17 protein-coding genes are annotated in these 16,978 nt (G+C 64.4%); 6 read left to right on the top strand and 11 right to left on the bottom strand.

What is annotated here, in order from left to right; genetic code table 11:
- Positions 1-87: 87 nt before the first annotated feature.
- The 3 genes from CXR29_RS13390 (at position 88) to CXR29_RS13400 (ending at position 4,319) form a co-directional block, all read left to right on the top strand.
- Positions 88-1,902, top strand: coding sequence for a DEAD/DEAH box helicase (locus CXR29_RS13390; protein WP_127364780.1), 1,815 nt, complete (start codon positions 88-90; stop codon positions 1,900-1,902).
- A gap of 87 nt (positions 1,903-1,989) precedes the next feature.
- A complete protein-coding gene (locus tag CXR29_RS13395; protein WP_127364781.1) occupies positions 1,990-3,456 on the top strand; it encodes a cryptochrome/photolyase family protein in 1,467 nt (488 codons plus the stop codon).
- Positions 3,453-4,319 (top strand): Rossmann-fold NAD(P)-binding domain-containing protein, encoded by an 867-nt coding sequence (locus CXR29_RS13400; protein ID WP_127364782.1) that lies wholly within the window; start codon positions 3,453-3,455, stop codon positions 4,317-4,319. The genes CXR29_RS13395 and CXR29_RS13400 overlap by 4 nt, the downstream gene beginning before the upstream one ends.
- 22 nt (positions 4,320-4,341) lie before the next feature.
- Here CXR29_RS13400 and CXR29_RS13405 read toward each other — a convergent pair whose 3' ends face one another.
- From CXR29_RS13405 to CXR29_RS17340, 3 genes are all read right to left on the bottom strand, one after another.
- Complete coding sequence (locus CXR29_RS13405) at positions 4,342-5,886, bottom strand: SDR family oxidoreductase (protein WP_127364783.1); 1,545 nt, start codon at positions 5,884-5,886, stop codon at positions 4,342-4,344.
- 94 nt (positions 5,887-5,980) lie between these two features.
- Entirely contained in the window at positions 5,981-7,021 is a 1,041-nt protein-coding gene (locus tag CXR29_RS13410; protein ID WP_127364784.1) for a baeRF2 domain-containing protein, read from the bottom strand.
- Between the two features lie 152 nt (positions 7,022-7,173).
- A complete protein-coding gene (locus tag CXR29_RS17340) occupies positions 7,174-7,341 on the bottom strand; it encodes a GPGG-motif small membrane protein (RefSeq protein WP_162835618.1) in 168 nt (55 codons plus the stop codon).
- 256 nt (positions 7,342-7,597) lie between these two features.
- Between CXR29_RS17340 and CXR29_RS13415 the strand changes: the two genes are divergently transcribed.
- Positions 7,598-8,551, top strand: a complete 954-nt coding sequence (locus CXR29_RS13415) for an NADP-dependent oxidoreductase (protein ID WP_101555564.1) — start codon at positions 7,598-7,600, stop codon at positions 8,549-8,551.
- A 117-nt stretch (positions 8,552-8,668) separates the two neighbouring features.
- Here CXR29_RS13415 and CXR29_RS17345 read toward each other — a convergent pair whose 3' ends face one another.
- Positions 8,669-8,842, bottom strand: coding sequence for a hypothetical protein (locus CXR29_RS17345; protein ID WP_164742825.1), 174 nt, complete (start codon positions 8,840-8,842; stop codon positions 8,669-8,671).
- A 282-nt stretch (positions 8,843-9,124) separates the two neighbouring features.
- On the opposite strand from CXR29_RS17345, the gene CXR29_RS13420 reads away from it, so the two are divergent.
- Positions 9,125-9,868 carry a GAF and ANTAR domain-containing protein gene (locus CXR29_RS13420; protein WP_101555562.1) on the top strand — a complete coding sequence of 248 codons (744 nt, stop codon included), beginning with the start codon at positions 9,125-9,127 and terminating at the stop codon, positions 9,866-9,868.
- Between the two features lie 99 nt (positions 9,869-9,967).
- Positions 9,968-10,165 (top strand): hypothetical protein, encoded by a 198-nt coding sequence (locus CXR29_RS13425; protein WP_101555561.1) that lies wholly within the window; start codon positions 9,968-9,970, stop codon positions 10,163-10,165.
- A 70-nt stretch (positions 10,166-10,235) separates the two neighbouring features.
- On the opposite strand, the gene CXR29_RS13430 is transcribed toward CXR29_RS13425, so the two are convergent.
- The 7 genes from CXR29_RS13430 to CXR29_RS13460 form a co-directional block, all read right to left on the bottom strand.
- Positions 10,236-10,694, bottom strand: a complete 459-nt coding sequence (locus tag CXR29_RS13430; protein WP_101555560.1) for a hypothetical protein — start codon at positions 10,692-10,694, stop codon at positions 10,236-10,238.
- A 6-nt stretch (positions 10,695-10,700) separates the two neighbouring features.
- Positions 10,701-11,132: a helix-turn-helix domain-containing protein gene (locus tag CXR29_RS13435; protein ID WP_127364785.1), complete on the bottom strand. Its 432-nt coding sequence runs from the start codon at positions 11,130-11,132 to the stop codon at positions 10,701-10,703.
- A 23-nt stretch (positions 11,133-11,155) separates the two neighbouring features.
- A complete protein-coding gene (locus CXR29_RS13440) occupies positions 11,156-11,626 on the bottom strand; it encodes a hypothetical protein (protein WP_101555558.1) in 471 nt (156 codons plus the stop codon).
- 165 nt (positions 11,627-11,791) lie between these two features.
- Complete coding sequence (locus CXR29_RS13445) at positions 11,792-13,558, bottom strand: ABC transporter ATP-binding protein (RefSeq protein ID WP_101594312.1); 1,767 nt, start codon at positions 13,556-13,558, stop codon at positions 11,792-11,794.
- Complete coding sequence (locus CXR29_RS13450; protein ID WP_206516218.1) at positions 13,558-14,475, bottom strand: ABC transporter permease; 918 nt, start codon at positions 14,473-14,475, stop codon at positions 13,558-13,560. The genes CXR29_RS13445 and CXR29_RS13450 overlap by 1 nt, the downstream gene beginning before the upstream one ends.
- Complete coding sequence (locus CXR29_RS13455) at positions 14,472-15,425, bottom strand: ABC transporter permease (RefSeq protein WP_127364786.1); 954 nt, start codon at positions 15,423-15,425, stop codon at positions 14,472-14,474. Before CXR29_RS13455 ends, CXR29_RS13450 begins: the two co-directional genes overlap by 4 nt.
- Before the next feature lies 1 nt (position 15,426).
- Positions 15,427-16,974, bottom strand: coding sequence for an ABC transporter substrate-binding protein (locus CXR29_RS13460; RefSeq protein ID WP_127364787.1), 1,548 nt, complete (start codon positions 16,972-16,974; stop codon positions 15,427-15,429).
- Positions 16,975-16,978 lie beyond the last annotated feature (4 nt).

Below are 16,978 nucleotides of genomic sequence, written 5' to 3' on the forward strand. Positions count from 1 at the left end.
CCTCGTCTCTGCAGCTGGGTGAAAGAACCCGCGCATTTCCGAAGCCGTTTTCTCTCGGCGATCGAGAGCGCCGACAGCGCTCATTCCATGACCGGAAGCGGCTGCCTGCCACCTATTCACGGCACCGGCACGCCCTCCGGCACGTCGAAGGGCCACCCCATCACTACGTCACAAACTCGCACCAATCCCAACAGCACCCGCACCCGCACCCGCGGAGGCAGCAACAGAAACACCGCCACAACCGCCGCCGACGCCTCGGGCGATCGCACGAAGAAGGCCTCCCCAGCCCCGACCACTTTTGCCGAGCTCGGTGTCCCCCAGAAACTGGTCGACACGCTGAGCAAGGAGGGCAAGACCCAGGCCTTCCCGATCCAGCAGGACACCCTGCCCGACACCCTGGCCGGCCGCGATGTGCTCGGCCGCGGAAAGACCGGGTCCGGCAAGACCCTGGCGTTCTCCATCCCGCTCGTCGCCCGCCTCGCCGAATCCGGCAAGGGCACCCAGAAGGTCCGCCACCCGCGCGGACTCGTCCTCGCCCCCACCCGTGAGCTCGCCACGCAGATCACCGAGGTCATCGACCCGTTGGCCAAGGCCGCCGGTCTGAAGACGACGACGATCTTCGGCGGGGTCAAACAGCGCCGACAGGAGAACGCCCTCAATGCGGGCGTCGACATCGTCGTTGCCTGCCCCGGCCGCCTCGAGGATCTGCTCCAGCAGGACATCCTCACGCTCGAGAACATCGAGGTCACCATCCTCGACGAGGCCGATCACATGGCTGATCTGGGCTTCCTGCCTGGTGTCACCCGCATCCTCAAGCAGACCCCGGCCGAGGGGCAGCGGATGTTCTTCTCCGCGACCTTGGACAACGACGTCGACAAGCTCGTCCGTCGCTTCCTCCACAATGAGGTCCTCCACTCCGTCGATGAGGCGACCTCGCACGTCTCGGCCATGACTCACCACGTGTTCGAGGTCTCGAACGACGACAAGAACGCGCTCGTCCACAAGCTCGCCTCCGGCACGGGCCGCCGCATCCTCTTCACCCGCACGAAGCACCGGGCCAAACGCTTCGCCCGCCAGCTCACGGCAGCCGGAATCCCCGCTGTCGACCTCCACGGCAACTTGTCCCAGGGTGCTCGCGACCGCAACCTCGCCGCGTTCACGAATGGTGACGCGAAGGTCCTTGTGGCCACGGACATCGCGGCCCGCGGCGTCCACGTCGACTCCGTCGAGCTCGTCGTCCACGTCGATCCCCCGACCGAGCACAAGGCGTACCTGCACCGTTCCGGTCGCACCGCACGTGCCGGCAGCGCCGGTGACGTCGTCACGGTGATGACCGCCGAAGAGCGCAAGGACACTCAGATCCTCCTGCGCAAGGCCGCCATCAAGGCGACCCCGCAGAAGGTCAACGCAGAGTCCCCCGAGGTGACCGAGCTCGTCGGTGAGATCGCCGAGTTCGTCGCCCCGCAGCCGAAGGACCCCATCCAGCCGCGGAAGAAGACCGAACCTTCCACGTCGAATGGTCGTTCATCCCGCCGTCGCCGAGGCGGCCGTGGCGGACGCGGCGGAAGCTCGGGTCGCGGTGAGGCCGGCAACGGCGGCAGCGACCGCAGCCGTGAGAACTCGACCGCCACCGGTGGCGGTCGCAGCGGCGAATCGCGTCGCAGTGAGAGCGGCGGCCGCGGCCGGGGCGCCGGGCACACCGGCGAGAGAAATCGTCGTCGCGAGAACTCCCGCGGCGGCCGTTCCGGCAATGGCCGCTCGGGCGGTCAGCGCGCGGAATCTTCGAGTCGTCAGCCGAGCAGCCGTCGCGCGTCCGAATCCCGCGGCACCAGCCCCGAGACTCGTCGCCGCAACCGCACCCGTGCCGGAGGCTCGCAGCAGGTCTACTCGACCAGCAGCTGACGTCCTCACAATCCAGTAACCCTGCTCGGATACTACACTTTGGTGTAAATGCCGACTGGGCGAACCAGCTGTGGGAGGAGTCTGCCGATGAGCCAGGACCGCGAGTCCCTCACCCTCGTCTGGTTTCGCGACGACCTGCGCGTCGAGGACCACGAGGCCCTGACAGCGGCCTGCGGCGACGGGCAGGTGATCGGCCTCTGGATCAGAGAGTGCCGCGGCGACGATGGCCTGGGCCCACGCCCGTTAGGCGGGGCGGCCCGGTGGTGGGCGCACGAATCGCTGCGCGTCCTGGAGACCGAACTCGCACAGGTCGGTATCCCGCTGCTCTTCGCAGCAGGCTCCGCCGCCGACATCGTCCCGCAGGCGGCTGCGGACCTGAAAGTCGATGCTGTGCGTTGGTCGCGCCGTTATGCGCCGGCTGCACGTCGCCTCGACGCGCAGATCAAGACGGACCTGGCTGATGCCGGTCGTGCCGTGCACTCCCATACCGGCGCGCTGCTCGTCGAACCCTGGACTATCAGCCCGCAGGGCGGAGACTTCTACAAGGTGTTCACCCCTTATTTCAACGCCGTACGCGATCGCAGCGTCGGCGACGTCCTCCCGGCCCCGCGCAGACAGACCTCTCTGACGAAGGCGCACCGGCAGACGCTCGACGGGCACTCGTGGGTGCGCAACCTCGACGGCCTCGGCCTTCTCGACGGAACAGACACGGGCTCGGGCGAATTCGCCTCGGCGAGGACCCCGCAGTGGTGGCAGACGACCGTGGCCGAGCACTGGAGCCCCGGGTGTCGAGAGGCGGCGCGAGCGCTGGCGGACGTGAGCGACGGGGTCGAGGACTACGCAGATTCGCACGATGTCCCCGCCGACCCCGACAGCACGTCCGGCCTGTCTCCGAGACTGCGCTTCGGCGAACTCTCCCCACGGCAGCTGCTGGCCGCGGCCCTGGACCTGCCGACGGTCAGCGATGATGACCGGCAGGCATGGATCCGCCAGCTCTACTGGCGGGAGTTCTCCTGGCACCTGACCTATCACCTGCCGGCCGTCGAGTCCGAGCCGATGCGGCCGGAATTCGCATCCTTCCCCTATGAGGACGACCCCGAGGCACTCGACCATTGGCGCAGCGGTACGACCGGGATCGACCTCGTCGACGCCGGCATGGCTCAGCTGTGGCAGACCGGATGGATGCACAATCGAGTGCGGATGGCCACGGCGAGCTTTCTCACGAAGAATCTGCTGATCCACTGGTGGCACGGCGAGCAGTGGTTCTGGGACACGCTGGTCGACGCCGATGAAGCCAACAACCCCGTCTCGTGGCAATGGGTGGCCGGGTGCGGGGCCGATGCTGCTCCGTATTTTCGGATCTTCAATCCCGAACGCCAACGTGAGCGTTTCGATCCCGACTACGAGTACGTGGGCAGGTGGTTGGGCCGCGGTCCGGGCGGTCTCACTCGGGCGAAACGCTCGCGGGGTGATCGCGAGCCGATCGTCGATCTCAAGGCATCGCGCCAGGCGGCATTGGCCGCCTATGACCGGATGAAGAGTGAGGCGAAATGAGCACGACGAACGGACACAGGATTCTCATGGCCGGGTGCGGAGACCTCGGCACGCGGTTGGGACTGCGGCTGGTCGACCAGGGGCACGAGGTGATCGGACTGCGCCGGCGCGTCGCCGAACTGCCCGAGGCCTTCGAGACGATCAGCATGGACCTCTCCCTCCTCGGAGCGCCCGACCGCGGCGGGGCAGACGTCCCGGTCCGCAGCGATCCACGACTGGACGCACTCGACGCGGTCGTCATCACCCTCACTCCGGACGAACCGACTCGGGCCGGATACGAACGGTCCTACCTCCACGGGCTGAGAGGTCTCGCGCGCGTGCTCGAGTCACAGCCGGGCCGAGTCATCCTGGTCTCCTCCACGCGTGTCCTCGCTGAGGACCCGACACGTGTGATCACCGAAGACTCTCCGAGCGCCCCGGAGTCCGGGCCGGGTGAGGTCCTCGCGGCAGCCGAATCCGAAGCGGCCGAACTCTTCGACCACGTCACGATCGTGCGCCCGGCGGGTATCTACGGACCTGGCCGCACTCGTCTCATCGACTCCGTGCGTCGCGGGCAGCAGTTCAATCATCAGCGGTGGACGAACCGCATCCACCGAGACGACCTCGTTCGCGGCCTCGAGCGCTTGGCACTTGGCTCGGAACCGCCGGACCTGGTCCACGCTGTCGATTCGCTTCCTGCTCAGATGGGCGACGTCGCCGCCTTCATCGCCGACCGCCTCGGCGTGCCCGTCCCCGGCCATGCCGAGGACGAGACGCCGAGCGGCAAACGTATCGACGGAACTCGCTTCGGCTCGCTCATGGGCGAACTCGGCTACCCCACGTACCGGCACGGCTTCGCTTCGATCCTGACGACAGCCCCCTGATCATGAACAAAACTCGGGACGTTCAGGCCCGGCGCCGCGCCTCGGCTGCGATGTTCTTCGCCATGGCGGGAAAGATGAATCGGTGGAACGGGGCGACGAGGGCCCAGTAGATGCGGCCTCGCACTCCAGTGGGGATGAAGGTCGCCGTCTGGTGATACTCACAGCCTTCGACTGAGTCTGTCAGAGCGAATTCGAGCCACGCGTGCCCGGAGACCTTCATCTCGGCGCGCAGCAGAAGACGAGAGTTCGGCTCCAGCTCCTCGACTCTCCACCAGTCGACGGGGTCGCCGATGCGCAGGCTGTCGGGCAGCCGTCGGCCCCGGTTGAGGCCCGCTCCCCCGACGGCTTTATCCCAGACTCCTCGGATCTTCCACGCCAACGGCCATGAGTACCATCCGTTCGACCCGCCGATCCCCTCGATCACAGGCCACACCTCGGCGGCGCTGACACCGCTGATCGTCGTCGAGCGTTCATCGCTGTAGGTGCGCCGGCCGGACCACTTCGGATCGCTGGGCGACGGCTGGGCCGCCTCGTCGAGCTCTCCGGCGTCGGCGTCCCAGTTCGTATCCACGGCACCTTCGACTTCGCGGCGCAGGGCGAGTCGGACGGCGTCGGCGAACCCGATGAGCCCGGACTCGGGCGGCGGAATGACCTCATCAACCTCGTGCGACGAAGCCACCGCGTCTTCCTGCAAGGATTGGACGAGCGGCAAGGTGAGGCTGAACGGCAACGGGGTGACCAACCCGACCCAGATGCCTGACAGCGTCGGCGCGGGAAGAGGCAAAGCGATGACGTGGCGGGGCTTGAGCCCTGCAACGGCAGCAAAGGTACGCATCACGTTCGCATAAGTGAGGATCTGACGTGAACCGATATCGAAGGACCGGTTGACCGCCTCCTGCACATCAGCCGCGGAGAGAAGATAGTAGAGAGCGTCACGAACCGACAGCGGCTCGACGCGGTTGGACACCCAGTCCGGTGCCGGCATCCAGCGCAGGGTCGTGGCGAGGTGGCGGATCATCTCGAACGAAGCCGATCCGGAGCCGATGATGATGCCGGCGTTGAAGACGATCGCGTCGACCCCGGAGTCGAGCAGAATCCGTCCGACGTTCGCTCGTGAACGCATGTGCTTCGAGAGCTCACGTCCATCCGGATGGAGCCCTCCGAGGTAGACGACACGGCCCACACCGGCCGCGGCGGCTTCGTCGGCGAAACGCGTGGCCGCCGCGGACTCCGCGGCTTCGAAGTCCCCGCCAGAGCCCATGGAGTGCACCAGGTAGTAGGCCGTGTCGATGCCGGTGAGGCTGTCGGACAGTCCACGACCGGTGTCCAGGTCGACGGTTCTCACGTCAACGTCGGCTGCCCATGGAACCTGCTTGAGCTTCTCCGGTCGCCGCACCCCGACCCGAACCTGGTGCCCGGCCTGCAGCAGTCGCGGCACAAGGCGACCGCCGATGTAACCGGTCGCCCCGAGCACGAGCACGTGCCGCGGGGTGCGGGTTCGGCGGATGACTTCGTCGCCGAGCGACTTCGGGTCAGGCGGGGTCGAGCGTTCCGTCGGGCGATTCATCAGGGGATCCTTCCGGCCTGCCGAGATCGGCTGTCACGGACCAACCATACACATGTCACCCATTGGATACTGTTGGCCATCGTATAGCTGCTGCTCAGTCCGCCAGCGCAGCGCCGACGTCGTAGCGGAGGATCGCAGCAATGCCGTCGCTCATCGGATCATGGCTGAGACCGATCTCAGCTGAGGACAGGATAGCCGCGGAGACGATCTCCGCTTCTCCTGCTGAGGCCTCGGCATCATCGAGCAGCAGGACCGCCACCGCTCCGCGTTCCACTGCCTTTTCGACTTCTGCTCGCCCTTCGACCGCACGGCCGTGTGCTTTGCTTTCGCCCAGACGCTCCGAGTTCTCAGCCTCTCGTTCTTCGGCGAGCCTCGTCGCCAACGCCCTGATGGCCACATCGATCGCCTCTTCGGCACCATCATCGTCGTTGCCGCCTTCTGATATCTCGTGCAGCAGCTCTTCGGCCCTCACCGACAGTTCGGCCTTGACAACCGTTCTGCCCTGCACTTCTCCTGCCAACACGACGGCGTTCGGTGCATGGTCGGTGATCAGTCGGTCGATGAAGTCGGCGACAGCGCGAGCGTTGTCTTTGATGATCTCGTCGACGCGACGCCGGATCTGGTTGTGTGAGTAGGCTCCTCGCCGCGGCTTGTTGATGTCTTCGTCGTTGTCGCCGGTCACGTGGACCGACTCGTTTTCGGTGCGTTCACGATCCGGAGTCACGCTCAGTTCACGCACGGCCGCTCCATCCTGTCCGGCGATGACAAGCACGACGTCGAACTGCCTGCATTCCTGGCGGAGGTAGGCTCCGAGTTCGGGCACGTCTCCGTAGTGCGCCGCGTCGCCATCTCCCAACGCCGCATCCCAGTGTTCGTCAAGCAGAACTCCCCCCGAGTTCGCAACGATGGTCCGACCGTCCGTGTGCACCTCGGTGGGTTCGTCGACGAGGATGATCGCGTCAATGGGCTCGAGGAGCGACTCCTCTGCCCCGCTTTCGGACAGCTGGTCCCGCAGCTCCGACCAGCGCAGGCGCAGCTGCGTCTCGGCATCCGCTGAAGGAGCACGACCCTCAAGGTAGACCGTGGCATATGGACCGCCGCTCTCGTAGACCGTGCGCAAGTGACTGTGGTTCATCCCTTGTTCCTCCTCAGCATCTGTGTTTATCTGTCCGGACCCCGCGGGGACCCGCCGCGGTGTGCGCGGTCTTCTTAGCCTGGCATTGTGCGGAGACCCCTGTAAACAGTCTTGACAACCATGGGCCGGGCCTTTAGCGATACGATCTCAGGTCAACTTCGCGGACCGGCCGGAGGCCCTCCGAAGAAGGCGGTCAGCACAGGACCGACGATGCAGGCGGCGATGAGACAGACGATGCCCAATTTGTACTCCTTTCGGAACAGAGCGAGGACGCCAGACAGCGCCAGAACTCCTGCGATGACCCACAAGACGATGAGCATGATATTCTCCTTCTCTCCGCGAGGCAGGACGTCTCGCTCGTCGGTTCGCCCAACTACACAATGGTCTTCATCGTGACACCTCTCACTCCCGCTGACAACGGCCCGAGCCTGACAATGGACCCCTGCGGAGACAGACGGTCAGCTCATCGACGACTTCGCCATCGAACAGCAGGGCCCCGCTGCACTCGGCCGCAATGCACCATCGCCCAGGGGATTGTCAGGACGGCTACGGCTTCTGAAGTGACACAATGGGACCATGAACACCGAAGCGATGATGCGCGCCGTTAGCCAGCAGACTTTCGGCAGCGCCGACGTTCTCGAAATCACCGAGATTCCGCGCCCAGAGCCCCGCCCCAACGAAATCCTCGTCAAAGTTCAGGCGGCGGGCCTCAATCCCACTGATTGGAAGCATCGTTCCGGCCGCGGCTTCATTGACACGTTGCCCTTGGTGCTCGGCTGGGATGTCTCTGGCGTAGTCGAAGATGTCGGCATCGGCGTCGCGACGTTCGCACCCGGAGACGAGGTGTTCGGCATGCTGTCGTACCCGTTCGGACTCGGCTCCCACGCCGAATACGTCGCCGCCCCGTCCAGATTCTTCGCAGCGAAACCCCGATCCGTCGATCATGTGCAGGCGGGAGCACTCCCCCTCGTCTCACTGACCGCCTGGCAAGCGCTCGTCGAGAATGCGGACGTGCAGTCGGGACAGCGCGTGCTGATCCACGCGGCCGCAGGCGGCGTCGGGCACATCGCTGTGCAGACCGCGAAGGCGCGGGGCGCATACGTGATCGGAACCGCGAGCGCGGAGAAACACAGCTTCTTGCGCGAACTCGGCGCCGATGAGGTCATCGACTACCGTACGGACGACTTCGCCGATCGAGTGCGAGACGTGGACGCGGTGCTCGACACGATCGGCGGTGACACAGCGATGCGCTCCCTGCACACTCTTCGCAAAGGCGGCTGTCTCGTGTCGCTCATCCCCGTCGGCTCCGCTGATCTCCTTCGCGAAGCAGATCAGCTCGGAGTGAGAGCTCTTCGAATGCTCGTGGACTCCTCGCGCAGCACGCTGGAAGTCGTCTCCGGACTCGTCGACGATGGTGCACTGCGTGCCACCATCGCCGGGACGTTCCCTCTCACAGAGGCAGCGGAAGCCCACCGAGAGGGCGAGACCAATCGCACAACCGGAAAACTCGTACTCACCATGGACGAGTAAACGAAACGCAGTCCTCACCGAGCTGGCGGCGGGGCCGCCGCGGCTTCGAGCTCCGTCTCGGCGGCAAAACAGGGCCCGGCACCTGTGCAACGGTGCCGGGCCCTGCGATTACGGGTGTCAGTAGTGCGCCGGCGGATCACTTGCGGGGAAGGACTCTTCCTCCCATTCATCGACCAAGTTGTCTTTATGCTGTATCGACGCGGAATCCGTGCCGGGCCTTTCTGCAACATCATCTTTGGCGTCCTCGGGGATCTTTGTCGGGTCCTTCTGGTCTTCGCTGGAATCGCTCATCACGATCATCCCTTCTCTATCGAGTGCATGCACCCATGCTGACACTGTTCCGGGCAACTCGGTAGGGGTGCTGCCCGGTACACCGATCGTGTCCCAGTCTGACCGCCTGAGCAATTGCCCGAAACCGATTTTGGGCGCAGCACCAGCCTTGCGTAGGATGTTGCAAGGTTAAGCAGGCGGCCTCCAGATGTGAGGACCCCTGATTGTGTATCGCCTTCCCCTTTGCCCGCAGATTCTCGCGCGGATCATCAACGCCAGCGGCTCAGAACTGAACCGCCGACGTTGAAAGACACCGTTGCTGCGTCCGACCCCCACCACGAATCGGTCGCAGAACTCCTCATCAGGCTCCTGGCCTCAGAAGACGAGCTCGGCACCTTCGTGGATGAGCTCGCAATCATGGCCGCCGCCGAAGTCAGTCAGGATTCTCCGGTCTCGTGCGGGATCACGCTGGTCCGCAACAGACGCAACACCATTGTCGGCGGCAGCGACGACGCAGCGAGACGATTCGAAGACATCCACACCTACCTCGGAGCCGGCCCGCGTGTGGAGGCAACGAAGAGCCGCACGATCATCTGTGTCGATGACGCCGAGGAAGAGAAGCGCTGGCGAGACTTCATGGACATCGCTGTGCTTGACGATCTGCGAAGCTTGGTGGCGGTCCCGCTCGACATCGATGACACTGCGCAAGCGGTCATGACCTTCTACGCCATGCAACCCCGCAGCCTCGGGGAGCCGATGCTGTCGAAAGTGCAAAGATTCGTGGAACCGGTGAAGAGGTCACTGCGCGTGGCAGTCCGAACCGCGCGCTTCGCCGAAGCAGCCGAACACCGACAGCGGGCGATGGAATCGCGTACCGTCATCGACGTGGCCATCGGAATCACCATGGCCCAGGCGGCCTGCAGCCAGGAGGAAGCTGTCGCCATTCTCAAGAAGGCGTCATCGCATCGCAATATCAAACTGCGCACGCTCGCCGGTGACCTCGTCGACTCACTCGGTCAACCCGAACGCCGTTCACCGAGTGAGTGACCGGCCCTCCACCGGATTGTCGAAATGTTCGGTCGACGCGCTCAACACCACCCCGTAGACTGACTTTCCACCCGCGCTTTCCAGCGAAAGGCGACTTTCATGTCGACCGAAGACAACAGCACTGACGACAGCACCGCAGGCAGTATGCGCAAGGCTGCGGAGAATCTCGACCACGATGCCGGTGGAGCGCCGTCGGCGGCCTACCTCGACAACGTCGATCCCGAGGAGTTCGGTCGGCACGACGATGCCGACGACGATGACGACAGCGATGAGGGCCCCAACGCCGACGTCGACTAGAACTTCGGCACGTCGCCGGCCAGAGCCCGCGCGGGGTCCATAGCTGTCGCCGCCACACTTTCAGCTGCGTCTACACTTGAGCGTCGCCTCTCACAGCGTCCTCGTCGTCGAGCTCCACGGCAATATCGCCACGCGGAATGATCGGTATGTACAGCGCCTTGCCGAACACTTTCGCGGTGATCGTGGTCATCCCCTCACGGAGGTAGGGCAACACGGTCATGACAGCAACTTCATTGACGAACTGCTTAATCGTCCGACTGCTGGGGTCGGCGCCCTCAGACATCGAATACTCGCCCGCCACGCTGACGACGGCTTCGCCGATTGCCACTTCTGCGGTGGCTATCAACCGAACGCCGAACCCGCCTGACCCTTCTCTGATCTGCACTTCGATCGAGATCTCCCCGTCCTCCCCGTCCGAACCGGAGTCGAAACGGCGGGCAGACACTTCATGGAATTCCACTGATTCAAGTTGCACCTGGTCAATGAGAGCTCGAACTTCATCAAGAGGGTCGTCGCCTTCAAATGTCATGGAAGATCACCTCGCAAGCCCGAAGTCGGACTGCTTGACGGTGCGCCATGATCTACCAGCGGCAGGTGCACCTCCACCACCAGCCGAAGACACTGAAACAGTTGTCGTTCGCGCAGTCTCCCACTCGCGGCGGGCTGCAAGCCACACCGACTGTCCCTGATCCTTATGCACCTGGTGTTCATAAAACGCGCCGAGGGCATTCGCGTATCGTCGCAACGTCGACGCTTTCGGATCAGAGTCATAGCGCTCAAGTTTGTGAATAGCCTGCTGCGTCACTCCCATGATGTCGGCGAGCTCTTTCTGAGTAAGACCGGACTCTTGGCGGATTCTGATCAACTCTGCCTTGAGCTCCCGATCTTCACGCGCAAGAACTTTTGCGCGCGCTCGCACGAGCTCTGGATTCAGGGTCGACAAAGCATTCGTCCGCGCGGCAGTCATATCGTTCATTATACAGAAACAACTTACAGGTTGTTAGGTGGCGAGGAGCGCGGTTGCCAACCGTTCCCCGCACCAGCTCGGTAGCGCTCTACTGCAAAATCGATCTCACTCTGCTGGCTCGGAGAATCTGACTTGATATGCCGGTGCAGTGAGACCAATGCTGTCGGCAGTTCGACTGGTTCAGCGTGATAGAAGCGCAGTGCTTTGGTCAGCGCCCGCCTCCGCAGTTCGTAGACATCAGGATCACTGTAAATGGGCTTGATTCGGGCTGTCTCGTCGCCGCTGTCCCACAGTTCCCCGGCCGCGGCAGCCTCCATCAGCTCGGCGTTCTCCCCTTCTTGATGGAATCTCTCGAATGGAACAAGGCCATCCAACCACCGGTCCATTGCAACAACGGAGGGGTGCAGATCATCAACATAGTCCCGCCAAATCAAGGGAGGATCTTGCCGGGTGCAGCATCTCGAATCGCTGCCAGCGCGTCTCTGCTGTGCCATAGATCGACTGTATCTGTCGTCCCTGACATAGGGGACGCAGTTTGACTGCGCCCTCCCGGTGCAGTCGTCCCCGCCCCTCAGACTCAGCAACCAACTGCCTCAGCAAGAAAACGGGCGGGGGCCGTACCGCGCTGACCTCGCCCCGCCCGCCCGGATAGCTGCCCCTCAGAACTTCGGCACGTCGGCGATCAGCGCCCGCGTGTACTCGTGCGACGGATCCTCGAGCACCGAGGCAGTCGGCCCGTAGTCGACGATCTTGCCCTTGTTGAGCACGGCAAGATTGTCCGCGATGTGCCGGGAGAGTGCGATGTTGTGCGTAACGAAGAGCATCGCCAGCTGCCGCTCCTCCCGCAGGCTCCGCAGCAGCGCCACGATCGATGCCTGCACGCTGACGTCGAGCGCAGAGGTGATCTCGTCACAGACCATCACCGACGGCGCGTTGACCAGGGCGCGGGCGATCGCTGCCCTCTGCCGCTCACCGCCGGAAAGGTCACCGGGGCGCCGGTGGTAGAACGTCCGTCCCAGCCGCACCGAATCGAGTGCTTCCTCGACAGCGGCCTTCCGGCTCGCGGCCGTACCCTGGCCGCTCATCTCCAAGGGCACAGTCAGTGACTGACCAATCGACCGCCTGGGGTTGAGGGAGGAGAACGGCGACTGGAACACATACTGGATGCCGACGCGCTGCTCGTTCGTGCGTTTGCGCGTCGACCGTGCCAGTTCCGTGCCGCGCAGTCGAACAGACCCCTTGTAGTCGTCGTTGAGCCCGGCCACGCACTGCGACAGGGTCGTCTTACCCGATCCGGATTCGCCGAGCAGCATCGTGCACTCCCCCGGCTCCAGGACCATATTGATCCCGTCGAGGATCTGCGCCTTTCCGTAGGCCAGCGCCACATCCCTGACCTCGAGCAGAGGCGCGTTCGGGGCAGCACCATCCCCCGCCGAGGCGGTCGCCCCGTCGGCCTCGGTCCGATCCCGATCCGTCTCAACCGGCTTCTCCCCGGCCGACACGAGGACGTGCGTCTTCTCGTCGGACTCGGTGACGGCTTTCGCTTCGGCGGCGCCGTCGCCGATGGTCTTGCGGCCGGCGAGGTCGGGCACCGCAGCCATGAGCATGTGCGTGTACTCATGCTGCGGACGTTCGAGCACTGCCGACACCGGGCCCTCTTCGACGAGGTTGCCGCGCAGCATCACGGCGACCCGGTCGGAGATGTCCTTGATCACCGCGAGGTCGTGGGTGATGTAGAGACCGGCGACGTTGTTCGCCACCGTCATCTGCCGGATCGTGTCGAGCACGACCGACTGGGTGGACACGTCCAGACCGGTCGTCGGTTCGTCGAGGATGAGCACGTCAGGGTACATGGCGAAGGCCATGGCGATGCCGATGCGCTGCTGCTGTCCGCCGGAGAGCTGATGGGGCCACCGTCGCTGATAGGCACGATCTCCTGGCAGGCCGACGTCGACGAGCACCTCGGCGACGCGATCGGCTCGCTCACGGTCGGAGGCTCCGAAGCCGTGGATGTCGAGGACTTCCCGGATCTGCTCACCCACGCGCATGGCAGGGTTGAGCGAGAGCGCCGGATCCTGCGGGATGTACGCGATTCGGGATCCGCGCAGATCTCGCAGGGCCACCTCGTCGAGGTCCCCGACCTCAAGATGGGAGGCATCACCGCGCGGCCAGATGCTCACGGACCCGGATCCGAATTTCAGGCCTTCTCGGAAGTGTCCCATGCAGGCCAGGCCGGCCGTGGTCTTACCGGAACCGGATTCGCCGACGAGTCCGAGGATCTCACCGCGGGACAGGGCGAAGTCGACTCCGTGGAGGATTTCGTCCCCGGCGTTCGTCAGCACGCGCAGGTCGGACACACGCAGGACGATCTTCTCGTTCGGTTCGTTCGCATCATCGTGGCGAACTGTCTCTGTCTTCGGGCTCATCATGCCTCCACGGATGTTGATGCGGTGGCTCGGGCGAAGGAGTCCGCGAGCAGGTTGGTGCCGATGGTCAGCAGTGCGATCGCGATGACCGGCAGCAGCACACCCCAGGGTTGGATGGACAGGGCGATGCGGTTCTCGTTGATCATCAGACCCCAGTCAGCCGCGGGCGGCTGCAGGCCGAGTCCGAGGAAGGACAGCGAGGCGATGTAGCCGATCGAGTAGGTCAGGCGCAGGCCTGCCTCCACGCTCAGCGGTCCGGTGATGTTGGGCAGCAGCTCACGGATGAGCACCTTCCACCGGGGCATCGCGTACATCTCCGCTGCCTTGATGTAGTCCTCGGTGATGACGCCCAGGGTCGCTGACCTCGCGACGCGGGCGATGCGTGGTGCGTGGGTGAGGCCGATGACGGTCACGAGCACCCATCCCTGCGGTCCGAGCACGGTGATCGCCAGGAGGGCGAACACGAGCTGTGGGATGGCGAGGAAGACATCGTTGATGCGCATGATCACGGCATCGAACGTCCCGCCGATATAAGCGGCAAGCATGCCGACGAGGGCACCGACGATCATGCCCAGCGCCGTGGCGAGCACCGCGTAGACGATGAGGGTCAGTCCTCCGGCCAGGAACCGGGAAAGCACATCGCGGCCGAGGTTGTCCGAGCCGAACAGACCATAGGGACTGAACGGCTTCGTGACGAATTCGGTGGCGGTGTTGCCGGTCGCCCAGGGCAGCAGCAGCGGTCCGCACAGGGCGAGCGCCACGACGACCACGGTGATGATCAGGCCGATCTTGCCCTGTTTCTGGGCGAGCACCCGCTTGTAGAAGGGCACATAGGTGGTCTGGGATTCCTTGGGCACCTCGGCGGCATCGGTGGCCGCGGACTTGAGGTCATCAAGACTGTTGGCGTCGGTGCTCATGCTGCGCTCCTGAGTTTCGGGTTGGTGAGGATGCCGACGACATCGGCCGCCAGATTCACCACGACGTAGACGGCGGCGACGAGCATGGAGATCGCCTGGACGACCTGCACGTCACGGTAGGTCACCGCGTCGATGAGTGCTTGGCCGAGTCCCGGATAGCGGAAGAGGAACTCGACGACGACCACACCGCCGGCCAGCCAGGCCAGCTGGATCGCGACGACCTGAGCGACCGGTCCGAGGGCGTGAGGCACGGCGTGACGCATGATCACGCGTTTCTCCGGGACGCCTTTGAGTCGCGCCATTTCGACGAAGCCGGAGTCGAGGACTTCGATCATCGTCGCTCGCATCATCCGCACGATGTAGGGGGTGACGACGAGGATGAGCGTCAGGGTCGGCAGAATGAGCTGCTGAGGTCGGTTCCAGACGGGTTCGCCCGGCGGTGCCAGGGTCACGGCCGGCAGGATCTGGAACACCGAGGTGGCGAAGATCGCGATGAGTCCGATGCCGATGACGAACTCGGGCATGGCCGCAAGCACCAGGCTGATGCCGGTCATCGCCTGGTCGCGCCGCTTCCCGCGATGTAGGGCCTGAAAGACACCGAGTCCGATGCCCAACGGCACGGAAATGACCGCGGCCAGGCCCATGAGGACGAAGGACGCCCACACACGATCACCGAGGAGTGCGGCCACGGAGCCGCCACTCGCCGAGGAGGTGCCGAAGTCGCCGACGAAGAGGCCTCCCAGCCAGGTGAGGTACCGCTGCCAGGCGGGTTGGTTGAGTCCCAGCTGTTCGTTGAGTGCCGCGATGCGTTCGGGTGTGGCCTGTTGGCCGAGGATCGCGCGTGCCGCGTCACCGGGCAGCAGCAGGGTGGCGCCGAAGACGAGCAGGGAGACTGCGATGAGGATGAAGGCGGAGAAGAGCAGCCGCTTTCCGATCACTTTTCCGAACATGTCACACCTTTCCAATCCACACGCGGTCGAATCTCCAACCGCTCAGCGGACGTCCTGTGGAGTTGGGGACGAGCCCTCCGACGTACTTCTGGAAGGCGTCGACCTGGTTGGCGAAGCCCCAGATGATGTAGCCGCCCTCGTCGTAGAGCATCTTCTGCAGCTCGTGTTCAAGGTCCCGCCGCTCCCCTGCGTCGGGAATGGCTCGAGCTTTGTCGAAGACCGTGTTGAACTTCGGTTCGTCCCAGTGGGTTTCATTGAAGGGTGATTCGGATAGGGCGCAGGAGATGACCTGCGGCATGAAGTCACGGGTGTACCAGAAGTCCTGGGCGAAGTCCCATTGGAGGTATCCGTCGCCGAAGAACGTGGTGGCGTCGACCTTGCGGATCTTGACTCGGATTCCGGCGTCGGCGGCCTGCTGGGCGAAGACCTGGGCGGCCTCGACTGCTCCGGATTGGATGGGGGCGGTGACGAGTTCGACGTCGAGCCCGTCAGGGTAGCCCGCCTCGGCGAGGAGCTTCTTCGCTTTGTCGAGGTCCTGTTTGCGTTGGGGGAACTTCGGGTAGTTCTCGCTCAGCGGACCGAACATGTCGTTGCCCAGGGTGCCGAAGCCCGACAGCACCTGTTCGATCATCTGTTCGCGGTCGACGACGAGGCGGAACGCCTGCCGGACCTTGACGTCGTCGAAGGGCTTCTTATCCACGCGCATGGTGAAGGGCAGCCACATACCGGTCTTCGAGTTGAGGATGGACATGCGCTCATCGGCGGCGATGACTTCGACGAGGGCGAGCGGGATGCCGGCGATCGCGTCGACCTGGGTGGATAGGAGGGCGTTGATGAGGGCATCGTCGTCGTTGAAGTTGAGCAACTCCACCTCGTCGAGGTACATCTTGTCGAAGTCGAAATAGTGCTCGTTGGGCACGAGCACCGTCGACTGAGCAGCCGTGAAGGATTTGAGTTTGAACGGTCCCGAGCACACCGGGTTCTCCGGGTCGTAGCCGACGGGGACGATGGCGGCGGTGTATTCCGCGACGGCGTCCTTGAACAGGCCGTTGGGTTCGTTGAGGCGGAACTCGACGGTGCGTTCGTCCTTGGCAACGACTTTCTCGAGCATGGAGAAGTTCGCGGCCGCGGTCTTCGGATCGTCGGGGTCGTTGATCCGCTCGAAGGTGAACACGACGTCTTCGGAGGTGATCGGCTTGCCGTCGGAGAACTTGATGCCCTCCTTCAGCGTGCACGTCCACACGGTGGAGTCGGAGTTGGCTTTGATCGATTCGGCCAGCAGGGGCACGACCTGGGCGTCGTCGTCCCAGCCGTAGAGGGCGTTGTAGAGGTTGACGGCGCGGCAGACGTCACCGTTGTTGACGGGGATGTGGGCGTCGACGGTGTCGGCTGAGTTGCCGCCGGTGATCCCGACGCGCAGGGTTCCGCCTTTGACGGGGTCGCCGGCGTCGGCGGCACCGACTTCCCCGCCGCCGCAGGCGCTTAGACCCGCGACCCCGGCCACTGCAAGGCCTGCGCCCAGCGCTTGTCTTCGGTTCGGTGTTCTCATGTGC

It is taken from the genome of Brevibacterium linens, from assembly GCF_003999335.1.
Taxonomy (GTDB): domain Bacteria; phylum Actinomycetota; class Actinomycetes; order Actinomycetales; family Brevibacteriaceae; genus Brevibacterium; species Brevibacterium linens.